This is a genomic window from Isoptericola cucumis (genome assembly GCF_014635665.1).
In the GTDB taxonomy this organism is placed as follows: Bacteria; Actinomycetota; Actinomycetes; order Actinomycetales; family Cellulomonadaceae; genus Isoptericola; species Isoptericola cucumis.
In genome coordinates this window covers 371,549-396,091 of sequence record NZ_BMDG01000003.1, presented here as the reverse complement: position 1 = coordinate 396,091, position 24,543 = coordinate 371,549, and the positions used below count along the sequence as shown (strand labels likewise).

General features: G+C 75.4%; 22 protein-coding genes. 9 read left to right on the top strand and 13 right to left on the bottom strand.

Annotated elements, in window-relative coordinates:
- Positions 1–85: 85 nt before the first annotated feature.
- Positions 86–526: a DUF6153 family protein gene (locus IEW03_RS06040; protein WP_188522735.1), complete on the bottom strand. Its 441-nt coding sequence runs from the start codon at positions 524–526 to the stop codon at positions 86–88.
- Positions 527–731: 205 nt separating this feature from the next.
- On the opposite strand from IEW03_RS06040, the gene IEW03_RS06035 reads away from it, so the two are divergent.
- On the top strand, positions 732–2,123 hold the full coding sequence (locus IEW03_RS06035; protein WP_188522809.1) for an MDR family MFS transporter: 1,392 nt from the start codon (positions 732–734) through the stop codon (positions 2,121–2,123).
- A gap of 9 nt (positions 2,124–2,132) precedes the next feature.
- Here the strand turns inward: IEW03_RS06035 and IEW03_RS06030 are convergent, their stop codons facing one another.
- Positions 2,133–3,329 carry an FAD-dependent monooxygenase gene (locus tag IEW03_RS06030; protein WP_188522734.1) on the bottom strand — a complete coding sequence of 399 codons (1,197 nt, stop codon included), beginning with the start codon at positions 3,327–3,329 and terminating at the stop codon, positions 2,133–2,135.
- Positions 3,330–3,401: 72 nt separating this feature from the next.
- Here IEW03_RS06030 and IEW03_RS06025 point away from each other — a divergent pair, with 72 nt between their 5' ends.
- The gene (locus IEW03_RS06025) at positions 3,402–4,016 is read left to right on the top strand and encodes a TetR/AcrR family transcriptional regulator (protein ID WP_188522733.1); all 615 of its coding nucleotides are present in this window, start codon (positions 3,402–3,404) and stop codon (positions 4,014–4,016) included.
- A 4-nt stretch (positions 4,017–4,020) separates the two neighbouring features.
- Positions 4,021–4,521, top strand: coding sequence for a nucleoside deaminase (locus IEW03_RS06020; RefSeq protein ID WP_229737603.1), 501 nt, complete (start codon positions 4,021–4,023; stop codon positions 4,519–4,521).
- Between the two features lie 50 nt (positions 4,522–4,571).
- Here IEW03_RS06020 and dnaG read toward each other — a convergent pair whose 3' ends face one another.
- Complete coding sequence (gene dnaG, locus IEW03_RS06015) at positions 4,572–6,533, bottom strand: DNA primase (RefSeq protein ID WP_188522732.1); 1,962 nt, start codon at positions 6,531–6,533, stop codon at positions 4,572–4,574.
- Positions 6,534–6,543: 10 nt separating this feature from the next.
- Positions 6,544–7,461, bottom strand: coding sequence for an AraC family transcriptional regulator (locus IEW03_RS06010; RefSeq protein ID WP_188522731.1), 918 nt, complete (start codon positions 7,459–7,461; stop codon positions 6,544–6,546).
- A gap of 83 nt (positions 7,462–7,544) precedes the next feature.
- Here IEW03_RS06010 and IEW03_RS06005 point away from each other — a divergent pair, with 83 nt between their 5' ends.
- Together IEW03_RS06005 and IEW03_RS06000 are read left to right on the top strand one after the other, a co-directional pair.
- Entirely contained in the window at positions 7,545–8,009 is a 465-nt protein-coding gene (locus tag IEW03_RS06005) for a VOC family protein (protein WP_188522730.1), read from the top strand.
- A 48-nt stretch (positions 8,010–8,057) separates the two neighbouring features.
- Positions 8,058–8,675 (top strand): GrpB family protein, encoded by a 618-nt coding sequence (locus tag IEW03_RS06000; RefSeq protein WP_188522729.1) that lies wholly within the window; start codon positions 8,058–8,060, stop codon positions 8,673–8,675.
- Between the two features lie 21 nt (positions 8,676–8,696).
- Here IEW03_RS06000 and IEW03_RS05995 read toward each other — a convergent pair whose 3' ends face one another.
- Entirely contained in the window at positions 8,697–10,007 is a 1,311-nt protein-coding gene (locus tag IEW03_RS05995) for a deoxyguanosinetriphosphate triphosphohydrolase (protein WP_229737641.1), read from the bottom strand.
- A gap of 196 nt (positions 10,008–10,203) precedes the next feature.
- Between IEW03_RS05995 and IEW03_RS05990 the strand changes: the two genes are divergently transcribed.
- The gene (locus IEW03_RS05990; protein ID WP_188522727.1) at positions 10,204–10,857 is read left to right on the top strand and encodes a phosphatase PAP2 family protein; all 654 of its coding nucleotides are present in this window, start codon (positions 10,204–10,206) and stop codon (positions 10,855–10,857) included.
- A gap of 10 nt (positions 10,858–10,867) precedes the next feature.
- On the opposite strand, the gene IEW03_RS05985 is transcribed toward IEW03_RS05990, so the two are convergent.
- From IEW03_RS05985 to IEW03_RS05965, 5 genes are all read right to left on the bottom strand, one after another.
- The gene (locus tag IEW03_RS05985; protein ID WP_188522726.1) at positions 10,868–12,775 is read right to left on the bottom strand and encodes a glycoside hydrolase family 13 protein; all 1,908 of its coding nucleotides are present in this window, start codon (positions 12,773–12,775) and stop codon (positions 10,868–10,870) included.
- 54 nt (positions 12,776–12,829) lie between these two features.
- Positions 12,830–13,477 carry a hypothetical protein gene (locus tag IEW03_RS05980; protein WP_188522725.1) on the bottom strand — a complete coding sequence of 216 codons (648 nt, stop codon included), beginning with the start codon at positions 13,475–13,477 and terminating at the stop codon, positions 12,830–12,832.
- A 94-nt stretch (positions 13,478–13,571) separates the two neighbouring features.
- Entirely contained in the window at positions 13,572–14,486 is a 915-nt protein-coding gene (locus tag IEW03_RS05975) for a sugar ABC transporter permease (protein WP_371870594.1), read from the bottom strand.
- On the bottom strand, positions 14,486–16,063 hold the full coding sequence (locus tag IEW03_RS05970) for an ABC transporter permease subunit (protein ID WP_188522724.1): 1,578 nt from the start codon (positions 16,061–16,063) through the stop codon (positions 14,486–14,488). The genes IEW03_RS05975 and IEW03_RS05970 overlap by 1 nt, the downstream gene beginning before the upstream one ends.
- Entirely contained in the window at positions 16,063–17,310 is a 1,248-nt protein-coding gene (locus IEW03_RS05965; protein ID WP_188522723.1) for a sugar ABC transporter substrate-binding protein, read from the bottom strand. The genes IEW03_RS05970 and IEW03_RS05965 overlap by 1 nt, the downstream gene beginning before the upstream one ends.
- Before the next feature lie 214 nt (positions 17,311–17,524).
- Here IEW03_RS05965 and IEW03_RS05960 point away from each other — a divergent pair, with 214 nt between their 5' ends.
- Together IEW03_RS05960 and IEW03_RS05955 are read left to right on the top strand one after the other, a co-directional pair.
- A complete protein-coding gene (locus IEW03_RS05960; RefSeq protein WP_229737600.1) occupies positions 17,525–18,547 on the top strand; it encodes a LacI family DNA-binding transcriptional regulator in 1,023 nt (340 codons plus the stop codon).
- 104 nt (positions 18,548–18,651) lie between these two features.
- Complete coding sequence (locus IEW03_RS05955) at positions 18,652–20,466, top strand: glycoside hydrolase family 13 protein (protein ID WP_188522721.1); 1,815 nt, start codon at positions 18,652–18,654, stop codon at positions 20,464–20,466.
- Between the two features lie 24 nt (positions 20,467–20,490).
- Here IEW03_RS05955 and dusB read toward each other — a convergent pair whose 3' ends face one another.
- On the bottom strand, positions 20,491–21,702 hold the full coding sequence (gene dusB / locus IEW03_RS05950; RefSeq protein WP_188522720.1) for a tRNA dihydrouridine synthase DusB: 1,212 nt from the start codon (positions 21,700–21,702) through the stop codon (positions 20,491–20,493).
- Positions 21,703–21,760: 58 nt separating this feature from the next.
- Between dusB and IEW03_RS05945 the strand changes: the two genes are divergently transcribed.
- Positions 21,761–22,690, top strand: coding sequence for a DMT family transporter (locus tag IEW03_RS05945; protein ID WP_188522719.1), 930 nt, complete (start codon positions 21,761–21,763; stop codon positions 22,688–22,690).
- Between the two features lie 14 nt (positions 22,691–22,704).
- On the opposite strand, the gene IEW03_RS05940 is transcribed toward IEW03_RS05945, so the two are convergent.
- On the bottom strand, positions 22,705–23,310 hold the full coding sequence (locus tag IEW03_RS05940) for a response regulator transcription factor (RefSeq protein WP_188522718.1): 606 nt from the start codon (positions 23,308–23,310) through the stop codon (positions 22,705–22,707).
- Entirely contained in the window at positions 23,307–24,527 is a 1,221-nt protein-coding gene (locus tag IEW03_RS05935; RefSeq protein ID WP_188522717.1) for a sensor histidine kinase, read from the bottom strand. Before IEW03_RS05935 ends, IEW03_RS05940 begins: the two co-directional genes overlap by 4 nt.
- Between the last annotated feature and the right edge of the window lie 16 nt (positions 24,528–24,543).

Here is a 24,543-nt window from a genome sequence, read left to right as displayed (position 1 = left end):
GAGTGCGGTGGTCCGGCGCGGAGGTCCGCGCGCACGCGCCGCCGGGCCTACGACGAGCGTCGCGAGCCGGGCGGCGGGGAGCCGCCTACGTCCGGGAGATCCCGAGGGCGTGCAGGTCGGGCGGTGTCGCCCCGCGCACTGGTGGCCCCGCCAGGCCTGTGAGGTGTCGTCCCGGGCGGAGGACGACGAGCACGGCACGCCCCGGGACGACGAGCGCCAGGAGCCCGACGAGCACCATGAGGCACATGGCGGTCGCGGCCTCGTGGCCGACGCCGTCCGTCGTCGTCCCGTGCCCCGCGTCACCGGTGGCGTCACCGGTGGTGTCCGGTGCGACGTCCGCACCCTTGTGCACCGCCGGCGCGGGAGCCTCGTGCCCGACGACGGCCGCCGGGCCGCCGTGGTGGGTCGAGCTGCCGCCCATCGCGTGCATCGCGACCACGCCGACCAGCAGCACCGCAAGGAGCAGCATGCCGACGACGCCGCGCCGGGTGGACGCGGGCGGGCGGGGCGGGTGGTGGGCACGCATGACGGCCCCAGGCTAACCGGCCGCGCGGCCGCGCCTCGACCCGTCGCCGCACCTCAGGCGCCCTTCGACCACCACCTCGACCACCCTCTCGGCCGCACGGGCGGGAATAGCCGGCGATCGCCCGGGGCTTGTCCTAGTCGTGCCCCGAAACAGCGTCGTCTCCGTCGGCCTGCGCTCCGAGCGCGGCCCGATCCTGCTGTCCCTGATGCTCGCGACGGCGCTCGTGGCGCTCGACGCGACCATCATCGCCACCGCGTCGGCGACCATCGCGCGGGAGCTCGGCGGGTTCGACCAGCTCCCCTGGCTGTTCTCCACCTACCTGCTCGCCCAGGCGGTCAGCACCCCGCTCTTCGGGCGGCTGGCCGACGTGCTGGGCCGCAAGCGGCTCATGCTGGCCGGCGTCGGCCTGTTCTTCCTCGGGTCGGTGCTGTGCGGCGTCGCCCCCACGATGGAGCTCCTCATCGCGGGCCGGGTGCTCCAGGGCCTCGGGGCCGGCGCCGTCATGCCCGTCTCGATGACGATCGCGGCCGACATCTACACCATCGAGGAGCGGGCGAAGACGCAGGGCTACCTCGCGTCCGTGTGGGCGATCTCCGCCGTCGTCGGCCCGACCCTCGGCGGCGTGTTCTCCGAGTTCACCAGCTGGCGGTGGATCTTCCTCGTCAACGTGCCGCTCTGCGCCCTGGCGGCCTGGATGCTGGCCCGCCGCTACCACGAGCCGTCGCGCGAGGGTGCGCGCGAGCCCATCGACTACCTCGGCGCGGCGCTGCTCGCGGGCGGGAGCACCCTCCTGCTGCTGGGCCTGCTCGAGGGCGGCACCCGGTGGGCGTGGGGCTCGCCCCCGTCGATCGCGATCTTCGCCGTCGCCGCGCTGCTGCTCGCGACGTTCGTGCTGTACGGGCGGCGCTCGCGGCACCCGATCGTCGACCTCGCCATCCTGCGACGCCGCGTGGTCGGGGTCTCCACGGCGGTCTCGCTGCTGGTGGGGGTCGTCGTGCTCGGGCTGTCCACGTACGTGCCGATCTACGCGCAGGGCGTGCTCGGCACCGGACCGCTCGTCGCAGGGTTCGCGCTCGCGGCCATGACCGTCGGCTGGCCGCTGTCGTCCTCGAACGCCGGCCACCTGTACCTGCGGGTCGGCTTCCGGCTCACGTCGGTCGTCGGAGCGGGCCTCGCCCTCGTCGGGACGGCGCTCACGCTGCTCCTGGACGCGCAGTCGTCGGTCGTCGCCGTCGCCGGTGCGTGCTTCGTCATCGGCGCCGGGATGGGGCTCACCTCGGTCCCGACGCTTATCGCCGCGCAGTCGCAGGCGTCGTTCACCGAGCGCGGCGCGGTGACCGGGACGAACATGTTCGCGCGCTCGCTCGGGTCGGCCGTCGGCGTCGCCGTGTGCGGCGCGATCGTCAACGCCCGCACGACGCTCGGCCCGGACGGCACCCCCGTCGGCCCCGGCCTCATGGCGGCGGTCCACCTGGTGTTCGTGCTGCTCGTCGGCGTGGCGGTCGCGCTCGTCGTGCTCACGTCGCTCATGCCCCGGGACCGCCGGGACGCCCAGCGCCGTCGCGCCGAGCAGACGGCGGCGCGGGCCGCGGCCTGACGCCGCCCCTCAGGGGAGCGCCGGCGGCCGCCAGCCCATCACCGGGTCGGCACCGCGCGCGACGGCGGCGGCCGGCGCCAGGCGCATGAGCGCGTTGCGCAGCCCCTGCCACCGCGGCCCCAGGTGCGAGCCGAACCGGCCCGAGGCCACCGAGGCGCGCGCCAGCGCGCGGCACCGGGGCCGGCGCGCGGCGTCGAACGCCGCGAGCGCCTCGTCCAGGGCGGCGCCCGCGCCGACGCCGGCCGCGACGACCCGGCCGACGCAGACGCCGTCCTCCAGCGCCGTCGCCGCCCCCTGCCCCATCGTCGGGAGCGTGGCGTGCGCCGCGTCGCCGACCATGACCGCCCGCCCCCGGACGTAGCGGGGCAGCCCGCCCGGCAGGTGGTGCACGTCGTGACGCAGCACGGCCTCGGCCGGGGTGGCCGCGAGGACCTCCTGGACCTGCGGGGCCCAGCCGGCGAACCGCTCCCGCGCGGCGGCGAGCTCCGCGCCGGGCCCGCCGAGCACGGTGCCCTCGGGCATCCGCACGTACCCGTACCAGTACGTCGCCTCGGCGCCGACCGGCATGATCCCGAACTCGGCGTGCGGCCCCCAGAACTGCAGCAGACCCGGGTGCGCGGCCTCGACGGGCAGGACGGCGCGCCAGCTCGAGTAGCCGGAGTAGGCGAGGCGGGCCTGCGGGAACAGCGCGGCACGCACCGCGCTGCGCACGCCGTCCGCCCCGACGACCAGGTCGGCCTCGCGCGCCACGTCTCCCCCGGCCCCGCCGGAGTGCCGCACGACCGCCGGGGCCCCGCCCGGCGCCCCGGGGTCGACCGACGCCACCCGTGCGCTGGTCACGACCTCGACGCCGAGCTCGCGCGCCCGGGACAGCAGCGCCCCGTGCAGGCGCGCGCGGTGCACGCCCCGCAGGGCGGTCGCGGCACCGGCGCCGGGGTCGTCGGGCAGCCGCAGCAGCGGCCTCCCGTGGCTGTCCCAGGTGCCCGTCGCCCACGTCGGCGGCCCGAGGCGCGCGACGGCCTCCTCATCCAGGCCGAGGCCGTGCAGCGCCGCGACGGCGTTCGCCGTGAGGGCGACGCCGGCGCCGACCTCGCCCAGCTCGCGCGCCCGCTCGAGCGTCGTGGTGCGCCATCCGGCCGACGCGAGGGCGATCGCGGACGCCAGCCCCGCGATCCCTCCGCCGACCACGACCGCCGTGGGTGCCATGCCGTGCCTCCGTGAGCCGAGTCCTGAATACCACTACGTGCGTAGTGCTATTCATCTTGCCATACTGACCGCGTGCCCCGGACCAACCCCGAACGCCGACGCGACCTCACCGACGCGGCGATCGCGATGCTGGCCGACGAGGGCGTGCACGGGCTCACGCACCGGTCGGTCGAGCGGGCCGCCGGCCTCCCGCCCGGCACGGCCGCCAACTACTTCCGCAGCCGCGAGGCGCTGCTCGTCGCCGCCGCCACCCGCATCGTGGAGCTGCACCTCGCCGACGCGCGTGAGGCGACCGAGCGCGCGGTCCCGCCGGCCGCCGACGCCAGGGCGACCCTCGACCTCATGACCGACCTCCTGGCGGCGTCGCTGCACGACGCCGCCACCCGGCAGCGGGAGCGCTACCTCGCGATCGCGGAGCTCCAGCTCGAGGCTCGCCGCCGCCCGGCCCTCGCCGCCGCGCTGTCGGGCCTGGCGACGCAGGCCTCCGAGCTCACGGCGCTCATGCACGCCGACACCGGGCTCGACGTCGACCCGGGCGCCGTGCCGACCCTGGTCGTCCTGTACGGCGGCGCGCTGCTCACGCTCGTCACGGGCTCCGTCCCCGTCGACGAGGCCACCACGAGGCGGCTCGCCGGCGCGATCGTGCACGGCGCGCTCGCCGCTCCCCCACCCCGCACCGGAGGATGACCCCGTGAACGACATCAGCACCGTGACCCCCGACGACCTGACCCAGCTGCGCCGCTGCGTCGAGCTGGCGCGCGAGGGGCTCGAGGCCGGCGACGAGCCGTTCGGCTCCCTCCTCGTCGACGCCCAGGGCACCGTCCGGTTCACGGACCGCAACCGGGTCGCGGGCGGCGACGACACCCGGCACCCCGAGCTCGAGATCGCGCGCTGGGCGGCGGCGCACCTCACCCCGGCCGAGCGCCGCGACGCCGTCGTGTACACCTCCGGCGAGCACTGCCCGATGTGCAGCGCGGCGCACGCCTGGGTCGGGCTCGGCACCATCGTGTACGCGGCCAGCACCGCCCAGCTCACCGGCTGGCTGCGGGAGTGGGGCGTCGCGCCCGGACCCGTCGCGCCGCTGCCCGTCCAGGCCGTCGCCCCCGGCGTCGCCGTCCGCGGGCCGGCGCCCGAGCTGGAGCACGAGGTCAGGGCGCTGCACGCGCGCCTGCACGGGGTCGCCGGCGCCTGACGCCGGGGGCCGGCGCCGGAGCCGGGACCCGGGCCGGCGCGCTCGGCCCGCTACGCGCTCTCGCGCAGCGACCGGCGCTCGGCCTCGATGGCCAGCAGCTCCTGCTGCAGCCGGGCGAGCTCGGCGGCGTCGGCGTCCGGGTCGGCCCCGATGCGCTTCAGGCGGCTCATCGCGTCCGCGCGCCGCCGGGTGAGGCCCAGGTCCAGCACGGCGTGCACGATGCCCGTGACATAGGTGCCGATGACGTTCTCGCGGTCCTCGGGCACCGGCGCCACCGCCAGCTCGGTGACGAGCGGAGCCACCGCCTCGGGCGCCTGCTCGACGACCGACTCCACCCACCGTCCGCCACCCAGCGTGCGCCCCGTCCCGGCACCGCCGGCCGCACGCACCGCGGCGTGCACGGCGCGCCACGCGGGCACCCCGAAGGCGTCCTCGCCGAGGTCGTCGAAGGCCGCCGGCACGTGCTGCGGGTACTGCAGCACGACGATCAGCGCCTGCCGCTCCAGCCGCGCGACCGGGTCGCGCGGGTCGGGGGCGGCGAGCACCGGGACCGCCGGCGCGCCACCGGCCGCGTCCGTGGCGTCGGCGTCCCGCCGGCGGGCGGGCCGGTCGTCCGGGCGGGCGGCGCGCGTGGGCGTCGAGGCCGCACGCCCGACCTCCCTCCGCACCTCCTCGGTGTCGATGCCGATCCAGCCGGCCAGGTTGCGCGCGTACCCGAGCTGCATCGACCGGTCGCGGATGCCGGCGACCAGCGGCGCGGCCGTGCGCAGCGCACCGATGCGCCCCTCGACGGTGTCGAGGTCGAACTGGTCCAGCGTGGTGCGGATGACGAACTCGAAGAGCGGCACCCGGGCGTCCACCAGGGCCCGCACCGCCTCCGGCCCGCGCGCCATGCGCAGGTCGCAGGGGTCCATGCCGCTCGGCTCCACGGCGACGAACGTCTGGGCGTGGAACCGCTGGTCCTCGCCGAACGCCCGCACCGCCGCCTTCTGGCCGGCCGCGTCGCCGTCGAACGTGAACACGACCTCGCCGCCCAGCGACGCGCCCGACGCGAGCTGGAGCCCGCCGCCGGCCGTCGTGTCGCCGAGGAGGCGGCGCACCACCTTCGCGTGGTCGCCGCCGAACGCGGTGCCGCACGTGGCCACCGCGGTGTCGACCCCGGACAGGTGCGCCGCCATGACGTCCGTGTACCCCTCGACGATGACCACGCGCTTGGACTGCGCGATGGCGCGCTTGGCGAGGTCGATGCCGTAGAGCACGTGCGACTTCTTGTACAGCGTGGTCTCGGGGGTGTTGAGGTACTTGGGCCCCTGGTCCTCGTCGTAGAGACGGCGCGCCCCGAAGCCGATGACGGCGCCGGTCGCGTCACGGATCGGCCACACGAGCCGCCCCCGGAAGCGGTCGTAGACCCCGCGCTGCCCCTGGCTGACCATGCCCGAGGCGACCAGCTCCGGCTCGGTGAAGCCGCGACCGCGCAGGTGCCGCAGCAGGGCGTCCCACCCGGTGGGCGCGTACCCGACGCCGAACGTCTCCGCGTCGGCGCGGTCGAAGCTCCGCTCGGCGAGGAAGGCGCGCGCCGCCTGGGCCCCGGGGGCGAACAGCTGTTCCGCGTAGAACTCCGCGGCGACCCGGTGCGCCTCGAGCAGCCGCTGCCGCCGGCCCGGCTCCTCGCGGCGGGCCGGGCCCGACGCGGTGCCCGTGCGCGAGTCCTCGTAGCGCAGCTGGACGCCCACCCGGTCGGCCAGGTACTCGACCGCCTCGGCGAAGGCCATGCCGTCGATCTTCTGCACGAAGGAGATGACGTCGCCGCCCTCGCCGCAGCCGAAGCAGTGCCAGCGGCCCACCCCGGGGCGCACGTGGAACGACGGCGTGCGCTCGTCGTGGAACGGGCACAGCCCCTTGAGCGACCCGACCCCGGCGGGCTTGAGCGTCACGTGCGCCGAGACGATCTCGTCGATCCGTGCGCGGTCGCGCACCGCCTCCACGTCATCACGTTTGATCAACCCCGCCACGGGTCGGAGTCTATGCCCGCGGGCCGGGCGTCGGGACGAGGGGCGAGACCGCGGCCCGCGACGCCGCGCAGCGCCGGGCGTAGGCCGCCGGCGTCGTGCCGATCGCCCGGGCGAAGTCGGTGCTCAGGTGGGCCTGGTCGTAGTAGCCCACGGCCGCGGCGACGTCCACGAGCGGGAACCCGGGGTCGGCGGCGATGAGGTCCGCGGCCACGTGCACGCGATGGCGCTGCAGCACCCACTTGGGGCTCACCCCGACCCAGGCGGCGAACAGCCGCTGCAGCGAGCGCGGCGTCGTGCCCGCCAGCGCCGCGAGGTCGGCGACGCCCGCGTCCGGGCCCAGCTCTCCCCCGACGACGCCGCCCAGCACCCGCGCGACGCGGGCCAGCGCGACGCCCGAGCGGGCGGAGCGCCGACGTCCCGCCACCGCCCGCAGCAGCGGGGTGACCGCGGCGACCGCGCCGACGTCGTCCCCGGCCCGGGCCGCCGCCACGGCACGCCGCCCGGCGTCCTCGACGTCCGCCACGCGGGCCCCCTCGCCCCCGTCGGCCGCGAGCGCCGCCGCGGGGAGCACCAGGCCGGGCCGCACGGCGTCCGGCGTCCCGAGCAGCACCCGCAGCGCACCCGGCCGCAGCTTGGTGCCGAGCACCGCGCCCGAGCCGTGCAGCGTGCGCGAGAACAGCCCGGCCGGGATGCCGTGCACCGCGAACCCGTCGGCCTCGGCGACGACGTTGGCGTTCGGGTGCGGGACGACGACCTGCGTGAACTCCTCCCCCGGCGGGAGGTCCCAGCGGACCACCCAGTGCCGTTCCACGAGGTCGGCGAGGTCCGGGGCCGGGGCCAGGCGCACGAGCTCGAACCCGCCGCGCGCCGCGGACGGGTCGACGATCCCGCGCGTCGACGCGGTCGGCCGCTTCTCCAGTTCGAACACCTGTCGCATTCCTCCAAGACTGGCACCGGCCGCCGACACCAGCATGGAGAGGTCCACGCCGACGACGAGCAACCGGAGGAACCATGGACCTGTCCACGCTGCACCCCAACGTCACCGCCGCCGACCCCCGCGCCGCGATCGACTTCTACGTCGCCGGCCTCGGGGCGGAGGTGATCGACACGATCACCGCCGGCGACACGATCATCCACTCCGACCTGCGCGTGACGTCGTCGCGCGGGGCGTCCACGTTCACCGTCGCCGCCGCGTTCCCGTCCGAGGGCGCCGTCGCCCCCGAGCCGGACGGCCCGACCACCGGCTCCTTCACCCTGTACGTCGACGACGCCGACGCCGCGCACGCCCGCGCCGTCGCGGCCGGCGCGCGCAGCACCCAGGAACCCGGCGACTGGTTCCCCGGGTTCCGGCAGGCGGCCGTCCGCTGCCCGGCCGGCCAGCGGTGGTTCTTCGCCCAGGTGGCCGACCACGTCACCGCGGCGGACGTCCAGCGCGCCAGCGACGCCTGGATGGCCGACGCCGGCTCCGCCGACTGACGCCTCCGGCTCCGCGACCAACGCCTCCGGCGTGGGTACGCTGCCGGCATGCCCACACCGCTCGAGATCGTGACGTTCGGCGACGCCCCCGCGCCGGAAGGCCTCTCGCCCTGGGTCGACGGCGCCGCGCCGAGCACCGACGTGGCGCTCGAGGAGCACGACCCCCGGTGGGCGGGCGTGTTCGCGCAGCTCGAGGCCAGGGTGCGCGAGGCGCTCGGGGCGAGGGCGCTCGTCGTGGAGCACGTCGGCTCCACGGCGGTGCCCGGCCTGCCGGCGAAGCCGGTCGTCGACGTCGACCTGACGGTCGCCGACCCCGACGACGAGGAGGGGTACGTCCCCGCGCTCGTCCGGGCCGGTTTCGTGCTGCGCGTGCGCGAGCCGTGGTGGTACGGGCACCGCCTGTTCGGCGGCACCGACGTGCGGACCAACCTGCACGTCTTCGGCCCGGACTCCGCCGAGACGATGCGGCACCGGATCTTCCGCGACTGGCTGCGCGCCCACCCGGCGGACCGCGACCTCTATCGCGACGCGAAGCTCGCCGCCGCTCAGCATGCGAGCGCCGCGGGCGAGCACGTGGAGGAGTACAACGCCCGCAAGCAGCGGGTGATCCGGGAGATCTACGGGCGGGCGTTCACCGCGGCCGGCCTGATCCGGCAGCCTTCCTGAGCCGGGTCACGACCCGTCCGGTCACGGCTCCCGCCGGACGAGCTGCGCGTGCAGCTGCAGCGCCGAGAGGTCGGTGAGCGAGGCGACCTGGTCGACGACGACGCGCAGGCGCTCGCCGTCGTCGGCCGCCTCGCGCCAGTCGGCCGCGAACGGCGGCTCGAGCGCGACGGGGGCCCGCGCCGCGAGCACCTCGACGAGCTCCGCGACGATCTCGCGCTGCGCGCCGTAGACGGGCTCCGCCTCGCGGGGTGCCATGACGTACGCCACCGCGACGCCCTTGAGGGCGAGGATCTCGGCGGCGGTCTCCTCCGGCACGACCAGCCGGGCCGCGTACCGGGTCAGCGGGCCGTCGCCGAAGACCTCGCGGGTCGCGTCCTGCGCGGAGCCGCTGAACCGCCCGATGAGCTGGCTGGTCGCGTCCTTGAGGTGCGCGAGCGCGCGGCGCGAGCCGTCGAAGTCGGTGACGAGGTACCCGGTGTCGCGCAGGCGGCACAGCGCCGCGTCGATCGCGTCCGTCTCGTGCCAGTCCCCGTACCAGGCGCGCACGTGGGCGGCGACCCGGGCCCGCTCGTCGGCGTCGTCGAGCACGCGCAGGTCCAGGCGACCGCCCACCACCGCGTCCTCGACGTCGTGCACGGAATAGCTGATGTCGTCGGCCAGGTCCATGACCTGGGCCTCCATGCAGCGCATGCCCTGCGGGGCGCCCTCGCGCAGCCAGGCGAACACGGGCGCGTCGTCGGGGTAGACGCCGAACTTGTGCGTCATCGCCCCGTCGGGCCGGGCCGGGCCGCGCCCGTACGCCCAGGGGTACTTGACGCTGGCGTCGAGGCTGGCGCGCGTGAGGTTCAGCCCCACCGGCTCCCCGCGGCCGCCGGCCGACCGGTCCGCGAAGACCTTCGGCTCGAGCCGCGTGAGCAGGCGCAGCGTCTGCGCGTTGCCCTCGAAGCCGCCGATCGGCTCGGAGATCTCGGCGAGCGCCCGCTCCCCGTTGTGCCCGAAGGGCGGGTGGCCGAGGTCGTGGGTGAGGCACGCGGTGTCGACGAGGTCGGGGTCGCAGCCCAGCGCGCGGCCCATCTCGCGCCCCACCTGCGCCACCTCGAGCGAGTGGGTGAGGCGGGTGCGCACGAAGTCGTCGCTGCCCGGGCCCAGCACCTGCGTCTTGGCCCCGAGCCGGCGCAGGCCCGAGGAGTGCACCACCCGGGCGCGGTCGCGCTCGAACGGCGTGCGCGCCTTGGACTTGGGCGGCTCGGCGAACCAGCGCTCGACGTCGTGGTCGGTGTAGGACGCGGTCCCCTCCTCGCCCGGTGCCGGGCGGGGGAAGGTCCCGACCACCGTGGGGTCGAACGCGCCCTGCTCGAACGTCTGCACGGGATGCAGCCTATCGAGCGCCCCCGACGCGCGGGCCACGCCGGCCCGCCCGTCCACCCCGGGGCGGACGAACCGGGCGAACGGTACGACCACGGGCGGAGCGCCGGACCCGACCACGGGCAGACGCGCACCCCGTGCGGGCCGCGTACCGTGCCACGGCATGAGCTCTCGGCACCACCACCTCCGTCACGGCGACCGCACCGGCCCCGCCGGTCCCCTGCGTGCCGTCGTCGCGACGGTCACGGTGCTCGCGGTCCTCGCGCTGGCGGCCTTCCCCGCCCGCGACGTGCTCTACACCGCGGTCGCCGGGTCCACCGAGGCGTCGGCGCTGGGCACGACGGCGGGGCTGGTCGCCGAGGACGGGCTGTACGTCCTGCTCGCCGCCGCGGGCGTGCTGGCCGTCCTGGCATGGCTGCGCGACCGGCGCGCGTTCTGGGTGCTCGTGGCCGGCGGGGCGGGGACGGTCGTCGCGTACGCGGTCAGCGAGACCGTCAAGCTGCTGGTCACCGAGGAACGGCCGTGCCGCGCGCTCACCGTCGAGACGGTGCTCGCCTGCCCTCCGGCCGGGGACTGGTCCTGGCCGTCGAACCACTCCGTCCTGGCGGCCGCGTGCGCGACGGCGTGCGTGCTCGCCGTCGCGCGGTCCGGGTGGTTCGTGGTGCCGGTGGCGGCGCTGGTCGCGGGGTCCCGGGTGGCCGCCGGCGTCCACTACGTGCACGACGTGCTCGCCGGGGCCGCCCTCGGCGTGCTGGTCGTGGCGGTGGTGGTGGCCCTGGCCCGGCCGCTGGTCGGTCGTCTCGCCCCCGCGGGGTGAGACGACGCCGTCAGGCCAGGCGCCAGACGCCCGTGCCGGGACCCTCGCCGGAGACGTAGAGGCCGCCCGCGGTCGCGGTGAGCGCCACGTCGCCGAACAGCCGCTCGGGCTGCGCCCCCGGCGCCAGCAGGTGCGCCGGCAGCTGCACGCCCGCCCACGGGGCCCGGGCGAGCACCACGAGGACCCGCTCGTCGGGCGTCTCGCGCAGGTAGGCCACCGCGTCGTCGCGGACGGCCGCCCAGCGCAGCCCGCCCTCGCGCAGCGCGCGCGACGACGCGCGCAGCGCGGACAGGGAGCGGTAGGCGTCGAGGGTCGCGGCGTCCCACCGCGGCCCGCCCCCGGCCGCCTGGTCCCACGCCATCGTCGTGCGGCCGTGCTCGCCGTTGGTGCCGGTGGCCCCCACCTCGTCGCCCGCGAAGACCACGGGCGCCCCCGGGTACGTGAACAGCAGCGCGGCGGCGACCTCGACGAGCTCGCGGGACCCGACGAGCGTGCGCAGCCGCGGCGTGTCGTGCGAGCCCAGCATGTTCCACTGCGCCGCCGTGACCTGCCAGGGCACCGCGGACGCGAACTCGCGCATGGCGGCCACCATCGCCCCGCCCGGCCGGCGCGGGACACCGGTCGGCAGGTCGAGGAACGGCACCAACGACCCTTCGGGCACCAGCCACGACCAGGCGGGCCGGGTGAAGCCGGCGTAGTTCATGTTGGCGTGCCAGCCGTCGCCGGCGAGGTCGGCCGACGCGTCGTGGAAGTGCTCGGCGACGAGCGCGCCGTCGGGCCGCTCACCCACGACCCGTTCCCGCAGCGCCCGCGCCACCGCGCGCGCCCGGTCGGCCGCGCCGTACCGCCCGGTCATGTTCGCGACGTCCACCCGCCAGCCGTCCAGGGCGAACGGCTCGCGCAGGTAGCGGGCGACGACGGCGTCCTCGCCCGTGATCATCCGCCGCCACGTCTCGTCCGCGCTCCAGTCGAGCTTCGGCAGCGAGCCGTGCCCGAGCCAGCCGACGTAGCCCGGCCGCCCGGGGACCGCCACGACGTCCGGCCCTGAGCCCGCCCACAGGTACATGGCATGCTCGGGGGACGACGGGTCCGCCAGCGCGCGGGCGAACCACTCGTGCCCGTCGCCGGTGTGGTTGGTCGTGACGTCGCCCATGAGCCGCATGCCCCGCGCGTGCACGGCGTGCGCCAGCCGCGCGTAGGCGGCGTCGCCGCCGAGCAGCGGGTCGACGTGGTCGAACGTCGAGGCGTCGTAGCGGTGGTTGGAGCGGCCCGGGAAGACGGGCGTGAGGTAGAGCGTCCGCACCCCGAGCGCCTGGATGTGGTCGAGGTGGTCGACCACGCCGTCGAGGTCGCCGCCGAACAGCTGCGTGCCGGCCAGCGGGCCGGTGCCCGCGGGCTCGTCGTCCCACGCCGCCGGCACCGCCCAGGAGGGCGGCTCCCGGTCGTCCGCGGCCCGTGACCTCGCGAACCGGTCCGGGAAGACCTGGTACGCGAGCCCCTCGGTGAGCCACGCCGGGGCGGGGGCGTGGGTGGTCATGCGGAAGCTCGCGGCGTCGGGCACCTCGCGGTCGTGCACCCCGCGGCCGTCCAGCCAGCGGTAGCCGCCGGGGACGTCGAGGAAGAACCGGTAGGACGTCACGGGGTGGTGCACCACGACGTCCGCCGCGTACCAGTCCTCGTGCGCGTCGCCGCCGTCCCGGCGCGCTCGGGTCATCCGCGGCTCGCCGTCGAGGACGGTGCGCAGCCACACGTCGCGGACGCCGGCACCCTTCGGCACGCGCACGCGCGCGGGAACCACGTCCCCCGGCGCGGGCGTGCCCGCCGGCACGAAGAGCCGCGAACCGTCGTGGTGCGGCACGTCGAGCAGGTGCGCGGCGTCGGGGTGCGGGAGGTCGGGGTGGGCACTGCCCGTGGTCATGGCATGCGGTCCTCTCGTCGGTGGGCGGCTCCGCCGGCCTGCCGACGAGTCGGCTCAGCGGCGGCGACGCCCGATCGCCCACCCTGCGGCGAGCGCGATCGCGATCCCGACGGCCTGCCCGCCGAGGATCACCTTGTTCAGGTCGAGCACGGGCTGGTAGCGGGTGCCCTCCGCCGACACGACGTAGACACCCACCGGCTTCACGCGGAGCCCGAAGCCGCCGCCACCGCCGGCGCCCTCACCGCTGCCCTCGCCACCCAGCTCGCCCTGGGCCTCGCCCTTGGCGTCACCCTGGGCCTCGCCGCTGGCGTCGCCGTGGGCGGAGCCGTGCGACGGCCCGGAAGCCTGGCCGGACGTCGCAGTGCCCTCGGCGGCCTCGGCGTCGTCGGCCTGGTCCGCCGCCGGCGTCCCCCCGACGCTGAACGACCGCCGCCACCCGGGCACGACGCCCTCGCCGGAGCTCGTGCCCGTACCGCGCCCGGACCCGCTGCTCGCGCCGCTGCCGGAGCCCCGGCCCATGCCGGTGCCCGCTCCCCCGCCCGCGCCGGTGCCGATCCCTCCCCACACCTTGGCGACGGGGATGACGAGCTGACCCTGGTGCTCGTAGGGCTCTCCGTACGCACGGCGCACGGAGAACGAGTCGTCGGCGGCGTCGGTGAGCCGCGCGAGGTCCGGGACGAAGGAGCGCGTGTCGTCGGTCATGACGCTCAGGCTAGGACCCCGCTGTGACCACCGCCACAACGGAGGCGGTACCGGTGCCGTCGCAGGTACGGCCGCGGGCGGCGACCCGACCCGGTCAGCCCTTGACCGAGCCCGCCGTCAGGCCGCCCACGATGTACTTCTGCAGGAACAGGAACAGCGCGAGCACGGGGATCGCGGACAGCACCGCGCCCGCGGCGAAGAGGCCCCAGTTGGCCTCGAGCAGCGACGACACCCACCCGTACAGACCCACCGCCAGCGTCCAGTTGGACTCCGACTGCAGCACCACCCGGGCGATGATGAACTCGCCGAACGTGCTGATGAAGCTCAGCAGCGCCACGACCGCCAGGATCGGCGTCACCAGACGCAGGATGATCGTCCAGTACGTCTGGGCGTGCGTGGCGCCGTCGATCTTGGCCGCCTCGTCGAGCTCGCGCGGCACGGTGTTGAAGAAGCCGTACATGAGGAAGGTGTTCACCCCCAGCGCCCCGCCCAGGTACACGCAGATGAGCGCGAGCTTCGAGTTCAGGCCCAGCGCCGGCACGACCTCGCCGAGGGAGATGAGCAGCAGGAAGATCGCCACGAAGGCGAGCATCTGCGGGAACATCTGGATGATCAGCAGCGCCGTGAGCCCGGGGCGCCGGCCTGCGAACCGGAACCGGGAGAACGCGTAGGCCGCGGCGGCACCCATGAGCACCGTCCCGAGGGCCGTCGCGACGCCGATGACGAGCGTGTTGCCCATCCACGTCCAGAACCTCGTGGCCCCCAGCGCGGCGTAGTTGGCGCCGCTCACGTCCGCGAACAGCTCGTTCGAGCCGGTCAGGGTGCCCGTGGACGACAGGGACGCCGACACCACGTACACGATCGGGAAGACGGCGAACAGGATCGCCACCACGCCCACGAGGTGCCGCCAGCCCAGCTCGCGGGCCCAGCGGCCCGCCGGCATGCGGTGCCGCAGCTGCTGCGGGTCCCGCGCGAGACCCTGCGTCCGGGCCTGCGTCGACGTCGTCATCAGCTCAGCTCCTCGAGCTTGCGGGTCTGGCGGAACGCGACGGCGGAGACGACCCCGACCACCACGAAGATCACGATGGACAGCGCGCTGGCGAGGCCGTAGTCGCGCGGTGCCGACCCGTCCAGCCCGGAGACGTTGTAGACCATCGAGATGAGGATGTCGGTGTGCCCCAGCGGCACGGACGCGTCGTCGAACCGCGGCCCGCCGCCCGTCAGCATCTTGATCAGGGTGAAGTTGTTGAAGTTGAAGGCGAAGCTCGAGATGAGCAGCGGCGCGGTCGCCACCAGCAGCAGCGGCATCGTGATCGACCGCCACGTGCGCCACCGGCCGGCGCCGTCGATCCGCGCGGCCTCGTACACGTCCCCGGGCAGCGACTGCAGGGCGCCCGTGCAGATGAGGAACATGTACGGGAAGCCGAGCCACAGGTTCACGCCCAGCACCGACAGCTTGGCGAGCCAGGGGTCGGTGAGCCACGGGACCGACGCCCCGCCCAGCAGCACCTGGTTGACCACCCCGAAGCTCGTGTTGAGCATGCCGGCCCACAGCAGCGCCGCGAGGAACCCCGGCATCGCGTACGGCAGGATCATCAGCGTGCGGTAGACCTTCCGCCCGCGCAGCCTCGGGTCGTTGAAGACCATCGCCAGAAACATGCCCAGCGCGAACGTCGTGACCACCGACAGGAGGGCGAACGCGAACGTCCACGCGAGGATCTTGACGAACGGGCCGGCGTACCGGTCGTCGCCGAACGCCGTCGCGAAGTTCTCGAAGCCCACGGTGACGCGCCAGCCGACGGGCAGCGTCTCGCCGTCGGCCGAGGCGAACTGTCCCTCGTCGTTCGGCGTGTAGACGACGCCGGTCGTCGCGTCCGTCATCGTGTCGGCGGCCTCGTCGTAGACCAGCACCGGCTGGAAGACGTAGCCCGTGCGGGCGTCCTGCGTGCGCACCGACCCGTCGGCGGCGTCGGCGGAGACGGGCACCCGCAACGTCGTGACCTCGTCCTGGCGCTGCAGCACGGTCGCGCGGTCCAGGACGGTCCAGCCGGGCACGGCCGTCACCACCCCGCCATCCAGCGTCGCGCCGGGCGCCGCCGCGAGCGGCTCGTCGGCCGTGCCGACCTCCGCCTCGCCACCGGAGACGACCGCGAAGCCGAGGTCGCCGGCGCTCGACTCCACGACCGTCAGCGGCAGCGCCGGCGAGCCCTCGACGCGACGCTCGTTCTGCACGAGGAGCGCGTCGACCGCCTGCTCCTTGGTGGAGTTGTGGCCGTCGCCGTAGTTGGTGAAGGCGACGTAGCCCGTGTACCCGACGACGTACACCTGGTAGACGAGCAGGAACGCCAGCCCCGGCAGGATGTACTTCAGCGGCAGGGAGCGCTTGGTGAAGTACACCCAGTTGGCGGCGGCGAGGAGCGCCACCGTCGCGGCGAGGATCCCCCACGAGCCGGCACGCCAGGCGGCGAGGACGCCGAAGACGCCGAGGGCGTCCACGAGCGCGACGAGCACGAGCTTGACGGCGAAACCGGCTCCGGGACGCGTCCCGGAGCCGGTCACGGCGCCCTGGTAGCGGGCACGCGACATCAGCCGATCGAACCCTCGATGTCGGAGACCATCTTGTCCCAGGCGGCCGCCGGGTCGTCGGCCTTGCCCGAGATGATGCTCGCCTCGGTGACGCCCCAGAACGACCACACCGAGCCCATCTCGGGGATGGACGGCATCGGCACGGCCGTGGCGCCGACCTCGCGGAAGCCCGCGACCAGCGGGTCCTCGGACGCCGCGTCCGCGGCCTCGACGAGCGCGGGCGGGCGGCCGCCGGCCTCGAACAGCGCGGTCTGCGCCTGGGGCGTCGACATGGAGTTGACGAGGAAGTCGTTGGCGAGCAGCGCGTTCTCGCTCTGCGCGCTCACGTAGAAGCCCTGCACGCCGGCGAACGGCTGCGCGGGCTGGCCGCCCGGCGCCGGGACGGGGTCGACGGCGAGGTCGAGGTCCCCGAACTTCTCGAGCATCCACGGGCCGCCGACGACGAACGGCGAGCGGCCCTTCGCGAACGCCTCGACCGCGATGTCGTAGGAGATGTCGGTGCTGAGGTTGCCTGCCTCGCCCTGCTCGCCCAGCCAGGTGGCGTAGGCCTCGCCGGCCTTGCCGCCGAGGGCGAGCTCGGGGCGGTAGGAGCCGTCGTCGTTCTGCTCGAAGACCGGGGCGCCGAACGACGTCTGGAACGGGTAGTAGGTGTACGGGTCGCCCTTGTCGCCGTCCGACTGGATGAGGAACGGGAACTTGGTGCCGGCCTTCTCCCCCGCGGCGATCATGTCGTCGAAGGTCTTGGGCGCCTCGGGCGCGAGCTCCGTGTTGCGGATGAGCGCGATGTTCTCGATGGCGTACGGCAGGCCGTAGACCTGCCCGTCCTGCGTGAACGCCTCCACCGACACCGGGATGAAGTCGCCCGCCTTGTCGCCCAGCTCGATCGGCGCGACCACGCCGTTCGCGGTGAACTCGCCGAGCCAGTCGTGGGCGCCGACCGTGATGTCCGGGCCCTCGCCCGTGGGGACCTGCGCGAGGAAGTCGGCGCGGATGTCCTCGAAGTTCTTCTGCACGAGCTCGACGTCGACGCCGGTCTCGTCCTCGAACGCCGCCGCGGCCTGCTCGACCGCGGCCTCGCGCGTCTCGTCGACCCAGACCGTCAGCGAGCCGGACGCCTGCGCCGTCGCGCTCGCGGCGTCGTCGGCCGGTTCGTCGCCGGACCCGCCGGCGGTGCCCTCGCCGCTGCCGCACGCCGTCAGCGCCAGCGTGGTGGCCAGGGCGGAGGCAAGAAGGATGCTCCGTCGCATCGTGAGTTCTCCCAGTCGTCGTGGGGTGGACGGCCCGTCGGCTCGCGCCGGGGCCCTGCTGGCCCACAACGTACGTATCGGCCGTCGGGTTTGCAAGATCTTGCGATAACATTTCAGCAACGCGCTTGCAGCGGCGCGCAACCCCACGCGGGGCGTCGTCCCGACGGCCCGGCGACCAGGACGAGGAGGTCCGGTGTCCCTTACGATCACTCGGGTGCGCACCCGACTGAGCGACCTGGCCGAGCAGGCCGGCGTCTCCACCGCGACCGTCTCGCGCGTGCTCAACGGCAAGCCGGGTGTGGCGAGCTCCACCCGCCAGGCCGTCCTCACGGCGCTCGACGTGCTCGGGTACGAGCGCCCGTCGGCTCTCCGCGGGCGGTCCGCCGGCCTGGTGGGGCTCCTGGTCCCGGAGCTCACGAACCCCGTCTTCCCGGCCTTCGCCCAGGCGATCGAGTCGCTCCTCGCCCAGCGCGGCTACACCCCGCTGCTGTGCACGCACGCCCCCGGCGGCACCACGGAGGACGAGTACGTCAGCACGCTGGTGGACCACAACGTCGACGGCATCGTCTTCGTGTCCGGGCTGCACGCCGACACCCGCGCCGACCACACCCGCTACGAGCTGCTGCGCAGCCAGGGGGTCCCGCTCGTGCTCGTCGGCGGCTACGCCCCCGGGATCGACGCCCCGTTCATCTCCCCCGACGACGTCGCGAGCGTGGACGTCGCGGTGCAGCACCTGGTCTCCCTCGGGCACACCCGCATCGGCCTCGCCATCGGGCCGGAGCGGTACGTACCGGCCCAGCGCAAGCGCGCCGCGTTCCTCACGGCCCTGGTGCGCCACGGGCTCGCCGACGACGAGGACGCCGCGAAGGAGCACGTCTGCTCCACGCTCTACACCCTCGAGGGCGGGCAGGCCGCCGCCGCGGAGCTGCTCGACTCGGGGCACACGGCCGTCGTCTGCGCCTCCGACCTCATGGCGCTCGGCGCCGTGCGCACGGCGCGCTCCCGCGGGCTGACCGTACCGGGCGACGTCTCGGTCGTCGGCTACGACGACGCCCCGCTCATCGCCTTCACCGAGCCGCCCCTGACCACCGTGCGCCAGCCCGTGGAGGCGATGGCTCGTGCCGCCGTGAGCGCGCTCCTCACCGAGATCCAGGGCGAGCGGGCGCCGCGCACCGAGCTGCTCTTCAGCCCGGAGCTCGTCGTGCGCGGCTCCACCGGAGCGGCCCCGCGCGCCTGAGCGCACCGCTCGGACCGCTTCGCACACCGGGTTGAAACTGTTGCAGCAAGGCTTACACTGGCGGGCCGGTACCAACGACCAACCCGACAGGTGAGGATGCCTCGATGACGACCACCCAGCCGACCCGACGCCCGGACGACGCCACCCGGGACGAGCTCGTCGCCGCGGGCGCCGTCGTCCACGCGGGCAGCGACTCCGCCCGCGAGTGGTGGCGCGACGCGGTGATCTACCAGGTCTACCCCCGCTCCTTCGCCGACGCGGACGGCGACGGCATCGGCGACCTGCCCGGCGTGACGTCCAAGCTCGGGCACCTGGCCTCGCTCGGGATCGACGCCTTGTGGCTGTCGCCGTTCTACCGCTCCCCGCAGCGCGACGCGGGCTACGACGTGGCCGACTACCGCGACGTCGACCCGCTCTTCGGCACGCTGGACGACTTCGACGAGCTGCTCGCCGGCGCCCACGCCCGGGGGATCCGCGTCATCGTCGACCTGGTGCCCAACCACACCTCGGACCAGCACGTCTGGTTCGCCGAGGCGCTCGCCGCCGCGCCCGGCTCGCCGGCGCGCGCCCGCTACGTGTTCCGCGACGGCCGCGGCCCCGGCGGCGACGAGCCGCCGAACAACTGGCAGTCGATCTTCGGCGGCCCCGCCTGGACCCGCCTCACCGACCCGGACGGGACGCCCGGGCAGTGGTACCTCCACCTGTTCGACTCCACCCAGCCGGACCTCGACTGGACGCACCCCGAGGTGCGGGCCGAGTTCGCCGACGTGCTGCGGTTCTGGCTGGACCGGGGCGTCGACGGGTTCCGCGTCGACGTCGCGCACGGCCTCGTCAAGGCCGACGGCCTGCCCGACTGGGACGGGCACGTCGAGATGGTCGCCGGCGCCGGGGACGGCACGGCCGACGAGACGACCGGCGACGTCGAGCCCGGCGCGCCGGAGGACGGGTCCACCGGGGCCGGCAACCAGGGCCCGATGTTCGACCAGGACGGCGTGCACGAGGTCTACCGCGAGTGGCACCAGGTGCTGGACGAGTGCGACGGCGACCGCTGCCTGGTCGCCGAGGCCTGGGTCGAGCCGCTCAGCCGCCTGGCCCGCTACGTCCGCCCCGACGAGATGCACCAGGCGTTCAACTTCTCGTTCCTCACCACGGGCTGGGACGCGGCCGCGCTGCGCCGGGTGGTCGCGGCGTCCTACCGCGCCAACGACGAGGTCGGGGCGCCCACCACCTGGGTGCTGTCCAACCACGACGTCGTGCGGCACCCGTCGCGGCTGGGACTGGCGGACCCGGGCGTGCGCCCGAACGGCGTGTTCGCGACCGACCCGCAGCCCGACGAGGAGCTCGGCCTGCGCCGGGCCCGCGCCGCGACCCTCCTCATGCTGGGGATGCCGGGCTCGGCCTACCTCTACCAGGGCGAGGAGCTCGGCCTGCCCGAGCACACTGCCCTGCCCGCCGAGGTGCGCCAGGACCCGGCCTTCTTCCGCACCGAGGGCGCCGAGGCCGGCCGGGACGGCTGCCGCGTGCCGCTGCCGTGGGCGGCCGACGCCCCCGGGTACGGCTTCGGCCCCACCGGCGAGACGTGGCTCCCGCAGCCCGCGTCGTTCGCCCGCTACGCGGCGGACGTGCAGGACGGGGTGGCCGGCTCCACGCTCGAGCTCTACCGCGCGGCGCTCGCCACCCGCCGCGCCGAAGGGCTCGGCCACGGCGGGCTCGCGTGGCTCGACGCCTGGGCCGGCTCGGCGGACGTCGTCGCGTACCGCAACCGCGACGTCGTCGTGCTCGCGAACCTCGGCACCGAGCCGGTCGTGCTGCCCGCCGGCACCGAGGTGCTGCTCTCCTCCGGCCCCGTGGCCACGGACCGGTCCGCGGACCCGCAGGTGCGCGTGCCCGCCGACACCACCGTGTGGCTCCGCGCCTGACATCCGCCGAGGCGATGGGAGCGGTCAGCCTCCGCTGACGCTCAGCTCCGCCTCGCGGAGCCTGGCCTCGAACTCCTCGTCGAGGTCGCGCGAGTCCAGCCAGCCGTACGGCAGGTGCGGCTGCTTGGGCGAGCCGGCGCGCCCGCGCGGCCCCTCGGCGTCCGCGCCCGGGTAGCCCAGCGTGAGGTCGAGGGCGTCGAGCCGCTCGCGCAGCTCGGCGAGGGTCGAGACCATCGCCAGCGCGCGCCGCGCGTCTCCCCCGGCCGCGTAGCCCTTGAGGTACCAGGCCATGTGCTTGCGCAGGTCGCGCATGCCCTTGCCCTCGTCGCCGTCGTAGTAGTCGATCATCAGCCGGCCGTGCCGGTAGATCGTGTCGGCCACCTCGCGCAGCCCCGGGCGCACCCGCACGTCGGAGCCGTGGAACGCGGCGGCGAGGTCGGCGAACAGCCACGGCCGGCCCTGGCAGCCGCGCCCGACGACGACGCCGTCCGCGCCGGTCTCCCGGACCATGCGCAGCGCGTCCTCCGCCGACCAGATGTCGCCGTTGCCCAGCACCGGGATGCTGCGCACGGCCTCCTTGAGGCGCGCGACGGCGGTCCAGTCCGCTGTCCCGGAGTAGTGCTCGGCCGCGGTGCGGGCGTGCAGCGCGACGGCGGCCACGCCGAGCGACTCCGCGACGCGGCCGGCCTCGAGGTAGGTCAGGTGGTCGTCGTCGATGCCCTTGCGCATCTTCACGGTCACGGGGACGCCGTACGGCTCCGCCGCGTCGACGGCGGCGCGCACGATGTCGGTGAAGAGCTGCCGCTTCCACGGCAGGGCGGCGCCGCCGCCCTTGCGTGTCACCTTGGGCACCGGGCAGCCGAAGTTGAGGTCGACGTGGTCGGCCCGGTCCTCGCCCGCGATGATCTTCACCGCGGCGCCGACGGTCGCCGGGTCGACGCCGTACACCTGCGCGGAGCGGGGCGTCTCGTCGTCGCCGAACGTCACGATCCGCAGCGACTCGACGTTGCGCTCCACCAGCGCGCGGCTGGTGACCATCTCCGCCACGTACAGCCCCGGGTCGAAGCCCTGCGACGCCCCCGCCTCGCGGCACAGCGTGCGGAACGCACGGTTGGTCACCCCGGCCATCGGCGCGAGCACCACCGGGGTGTCGACCGTGAGGGGCCCGATCTGCAGCGGCGGCAGCACGCGCGCCGGCGTGCTGACGGGTTCGAGGGTGGAGGTCACGTCACCCATTGTCGCAAAGCCGCGGACCTGGCGGAGGGCTGTCCGTCCCTCTTGAGAGGATCGCCCGGTGCGACGTCCGACACCCCCCTCCTCGCCCGACGGCCCGCCGGTGGCACGCTCCGCCGACTCGCGCGCGCTGTCGACGCTCGTGCTCGGCTGCCTGCTGGTGGGGGCGTCGTCGACCTTCATCAAGCTGTCCGGCGCCACCGCCGACACCGCGGCGTTCCTGCGCTGCGCCCTCGCGCTGGTGCCGTTCGCCCCGCTGATGCTCCTGGAGTGGCGCCGGTTCGCCCGGCCCCCGGCCCGCATGGTGCGCTTCGGGCTCGCCGCCGGGGTGCTGCTCGGCGCGGACTACCTGATGTGGACCCAGAGCATCCTCGACGCGGGCGCGGGCGTCGCGACGGTGCTCATCGGGGTGCAGGTGGTGGTCTTCCCCCTCCTCGCGCGCGTCCTCGACGGCGAGCACCTGACGCGACGGTTCCTCGTCGCGCTCCCGGTCATGATCGCGGGCCTCGGCCTGACCGGCGGCCTGCTCGCCGCGGACCCGACCGCACCCCACCCGCTGCGCGGTGCGGTCCTCGGCACCGCGGCAGGGGTCTGCTACGCGGGGTTCCTCTACCTGGTGCGGCCGGCGAGCGACGCGGACCGTCGGCTGATCGTCACGCCGACCGGCCTCGCGACCGCCTCGGCCGCGGTCGTCGTCGGCGTCGTCGGGGTGCTGAAGGGCGGGATCGACCTCGACCTCGAGCCGCAGGGCTGGCTCTGGCTGGCCGCGGTGGCGCTCGGTGGCCAGGCGCTGTCCTTCGTCCTCATCGGCTACGGCTCGGTCCGGCTGCCCGCCGGCCGCGCGGCGGCCGTCATGCTGCTGCAGCCCGTCGCGGCCGTGGTCCTCGGCACGCTGCTGCTCGGCGAGCAGCCCGCGGGGTCGCAGTACGTCGGGATGGCGCTGACCGTGGCCGCGATCGCCGTGGCCACCACGCCCGGACGACGCCCCTGAGCCGTGGGTGCCGTTCAGAGCCAGCCGTTCTCCTGCGCGACCCGCACCGCCTCGGCCCGCGTGCGGGCGCCCGTCTTGCCGATCGCGGCGGACAGGTAGTTGCGCACCGTCCCCTCCGACAGGAACACCTCGCCCGCCAGCTGCGCGACGGTCCCGCCGTCGGCGGCCAGTGCCAGCACGTGCCGTTCCCGCTCGGTGAGCGGGCTCGCGCCCACCGCCAGGGACGCCACCGCAAGATCCGGGTCGACGGCGCGCAGCCCGGCGTGCACGCGGCGCACCGCGTCGGCGAGCCGCTCGGCCGGGGTGTCCTTGACGACGAACCCGCTCGTCCCGGCGTCCAGGGCGCGACGCAGGTACCCGGGCCGCCCGAACGTCGTCACGATCAGCGAACGGCACGTCGGCAGGTGCTCCCGCAGGGCGCCCGCGGCGGCGATGCCGTCGAGGCCGGGCATCTCGACGTCGAGCAGGGCGACGTCCGCGGCGGCGCCCCGGGCGGCGTCGAGCACCTCGTCGCCGCGGCCCACCTGGGCCACGACCTCCAGGTCGGTCTCGAGGTCGAGCAGCGCGGCGAGCGCGCCGCGCACGAGGGCCTGGTCGTCGGCGAGCAGCAGTCGGATCACGCGTCGATCCTGGCACTCGTCCCGGGCACGGCGGCACCGGGCCGCACGGTCACGGCGAGCCGGTACCCGCCGAGCGGGCTCGGACCGGACTCCAGCAGCCCGCCGGCAGCGCGGGCGCGCGCCGCCAGGCCGTCGAGGCCGTGCCCGCCGCGCTCTCCGTCCTGCTCTCCGTCCTGCGGTGCGTCCTGCGCGGGCCCGGTCCCGTCGTCGTCGACGACGAGCCCGTCGACGTCCACGGTCACCACCACCCGGGCGGCGCCGGAGTGCCGCAGCACGTTGGTGGTGCCCTCGCGCAGCACCCATGCGAAGAGCTCGCGGCGGTCCGCCGGAACCTCGTCGACGGCGCCCGGCAGTTCCGCGGCGATCCCGGCGGCGTCGAGCGCCGACCGCGCGGCGGCCAGCTCGCCGGCGAGCGTGACCTGCCGCGACCCGGACACCATGCCGCGCACGTCCGCGAGCGCGGACCGGGCGAGCCCCTGCAGGTCCGCCACCTCCGCGGCGGCGCGGGCGGCGGGCGAGCCGTCCGGCAGGTCGGCGGCCCGCAGGAGCTTGGCGGCCAGCTCGGCCTTGACCGAGATGACGGTGAGCGTGTGCCCGAGCACGTCGTGCATGTCGCGCGAGATGCGCTCGCGCTCCCGGGCGACGGCGAGGTCCGCCATCTGCTGCTGGGCCTCGCGCCGGCGCCGGAGCCGCTCGACGAGCGCGTAGACCGTGGCGGCGGCCAGGACGAGCACCAGCGCGTTGCCGTCGGCCGGCTCCCAGCCCGGCAGCAGGCGGGGCAGCGCCAGCTGCACGACGACGCCCGCGCCGACCAGCCACAGGGACGCGGCGACCGGCAGGAAGTAGACCGACGTCACGCACACGAACACGAGGCCCATCAGGCCCTGCTCCTGCACCACGACGCACGACAGCACCACGCACGCCGTCTGCACGACGAGCACCAGCACGGCGGTGCGAGCCCCGACCCGGCCGCGGCGCTGCAGGTGCCAGCAGACGCCCGCGAAGCTCGCCGCGACGCCCAGCACGCCCGCGACCCCCAGGCCACGGCGGACGGGCGTCTCGGCCGCGAGCGCCGCCGCGAGCGGTTCGGCGAGGAAGACCAGCCAGATCACGCCGAGCGCCGGTCCGAGGCGCCTCGTCCCGGACAACAGGTCGGTGGCGCGGCCGGGCGAGCCGGTCGGCGCGCCGACGGGGGACGCCGAGGTCGTCGAGGTCACGCCTCCCACCGTGCCA

Excerpts from the sequence above, each read along its gene's own strand:
- IEW03_RS06005 (WP_188522730.1), top strand. The coding sequence starts at position 7,545 with ATGGACCTGTCCACGCTGCACCCCAACGTCACCGCCGCCGACCCCCGC.
- IEW03_RS05990 (WP_188522727.1), top strand. The coding sequence starts at position 10,204 with ATGAGCTCTCGGCACCACCACCTCCGTCACGGCGACCGCACCGGCCCC.
- IEW03_RS05970 (WP_188522724.1), bottom strand. The coding sequence starts at position 16,063 with ATGTCGCGTGCCCGCTACCAGGGCGCCGTGACCGGCTCCGGGACGCGT.
- IEW03_RS06035 (WP_188522809.1), top strand. The coding sequence starts at position 732 with ATGCTCGCGACGGCGCTCGTGGCGCTCGACGCGACCATCATCGCCACC.
- IEW03_RS05985 (WP_188522726.1), bottom strand. The coding sequence starts at position 12,775 with ATGACCACGGGCAGTGCCCACCCCGACCTCCCGCACCCCGACGCCGCG.
- IEW03_RS06030 (WP_188522734.1), bottom strand. The coding sequence starts at position 3,329 with ATGGCACCCACGGCGGTCGTGGTCGGCGGAGGGATCGCGGGGCTGGCG.
- IEW03_RS05980 (WP_188522725.1), bottom strand. The coding sequence starts at position 13,477 with ATGACCGACGACACGCGCTCCTTCGTCCCGGACCTCGCGCGGCTCACC.
- IEW03_RS05965 (WP_188522723.1), bottom strand. The coding sequence starts at position 17,310 with ATGCGACGGAGCATCCTTCTTGCCTCCGCCCTGGCCACCACGCTGGCG.
- IEW03_RS06040 (WP_188522735.1), bottom strand. The coding sequence starts at position 526 with ATGCGTGCCCACCACCCGCCCCGCCCGCCCGCGTCCACCCGGCGCGGC.
- dusB (WP_188522720.1), bottom strand. The coding sequence starts at position 21,702 with ATGGGTGACGTGACCTCCACCCTCGAACCCGTCAGCACGCCGGCGCGC.
- IEW03_RS05955 (WP_188522721.1), top strand. The coding sequence starts at position 18,652 with ATGACGACCACCCAGCCGACCCGACGCCCGGACGACGCCACCCGGGAC.
- IEW03_RS06000 (WP_188522729.1), top strand. The coding sequence starts at position 8,058 with ATGCCCACACCGCTCGAGATCGTGACGTTCGGCGACGCCCCCGCGCCG.
- IEW03_RS05975 (WP_371870594.1), bottom strand. The coding sequence starts at position 14,486 with ATGACGACGTCGACGCAGGCCCGGACGCAGGGTCTCGCGCGGGACCCG.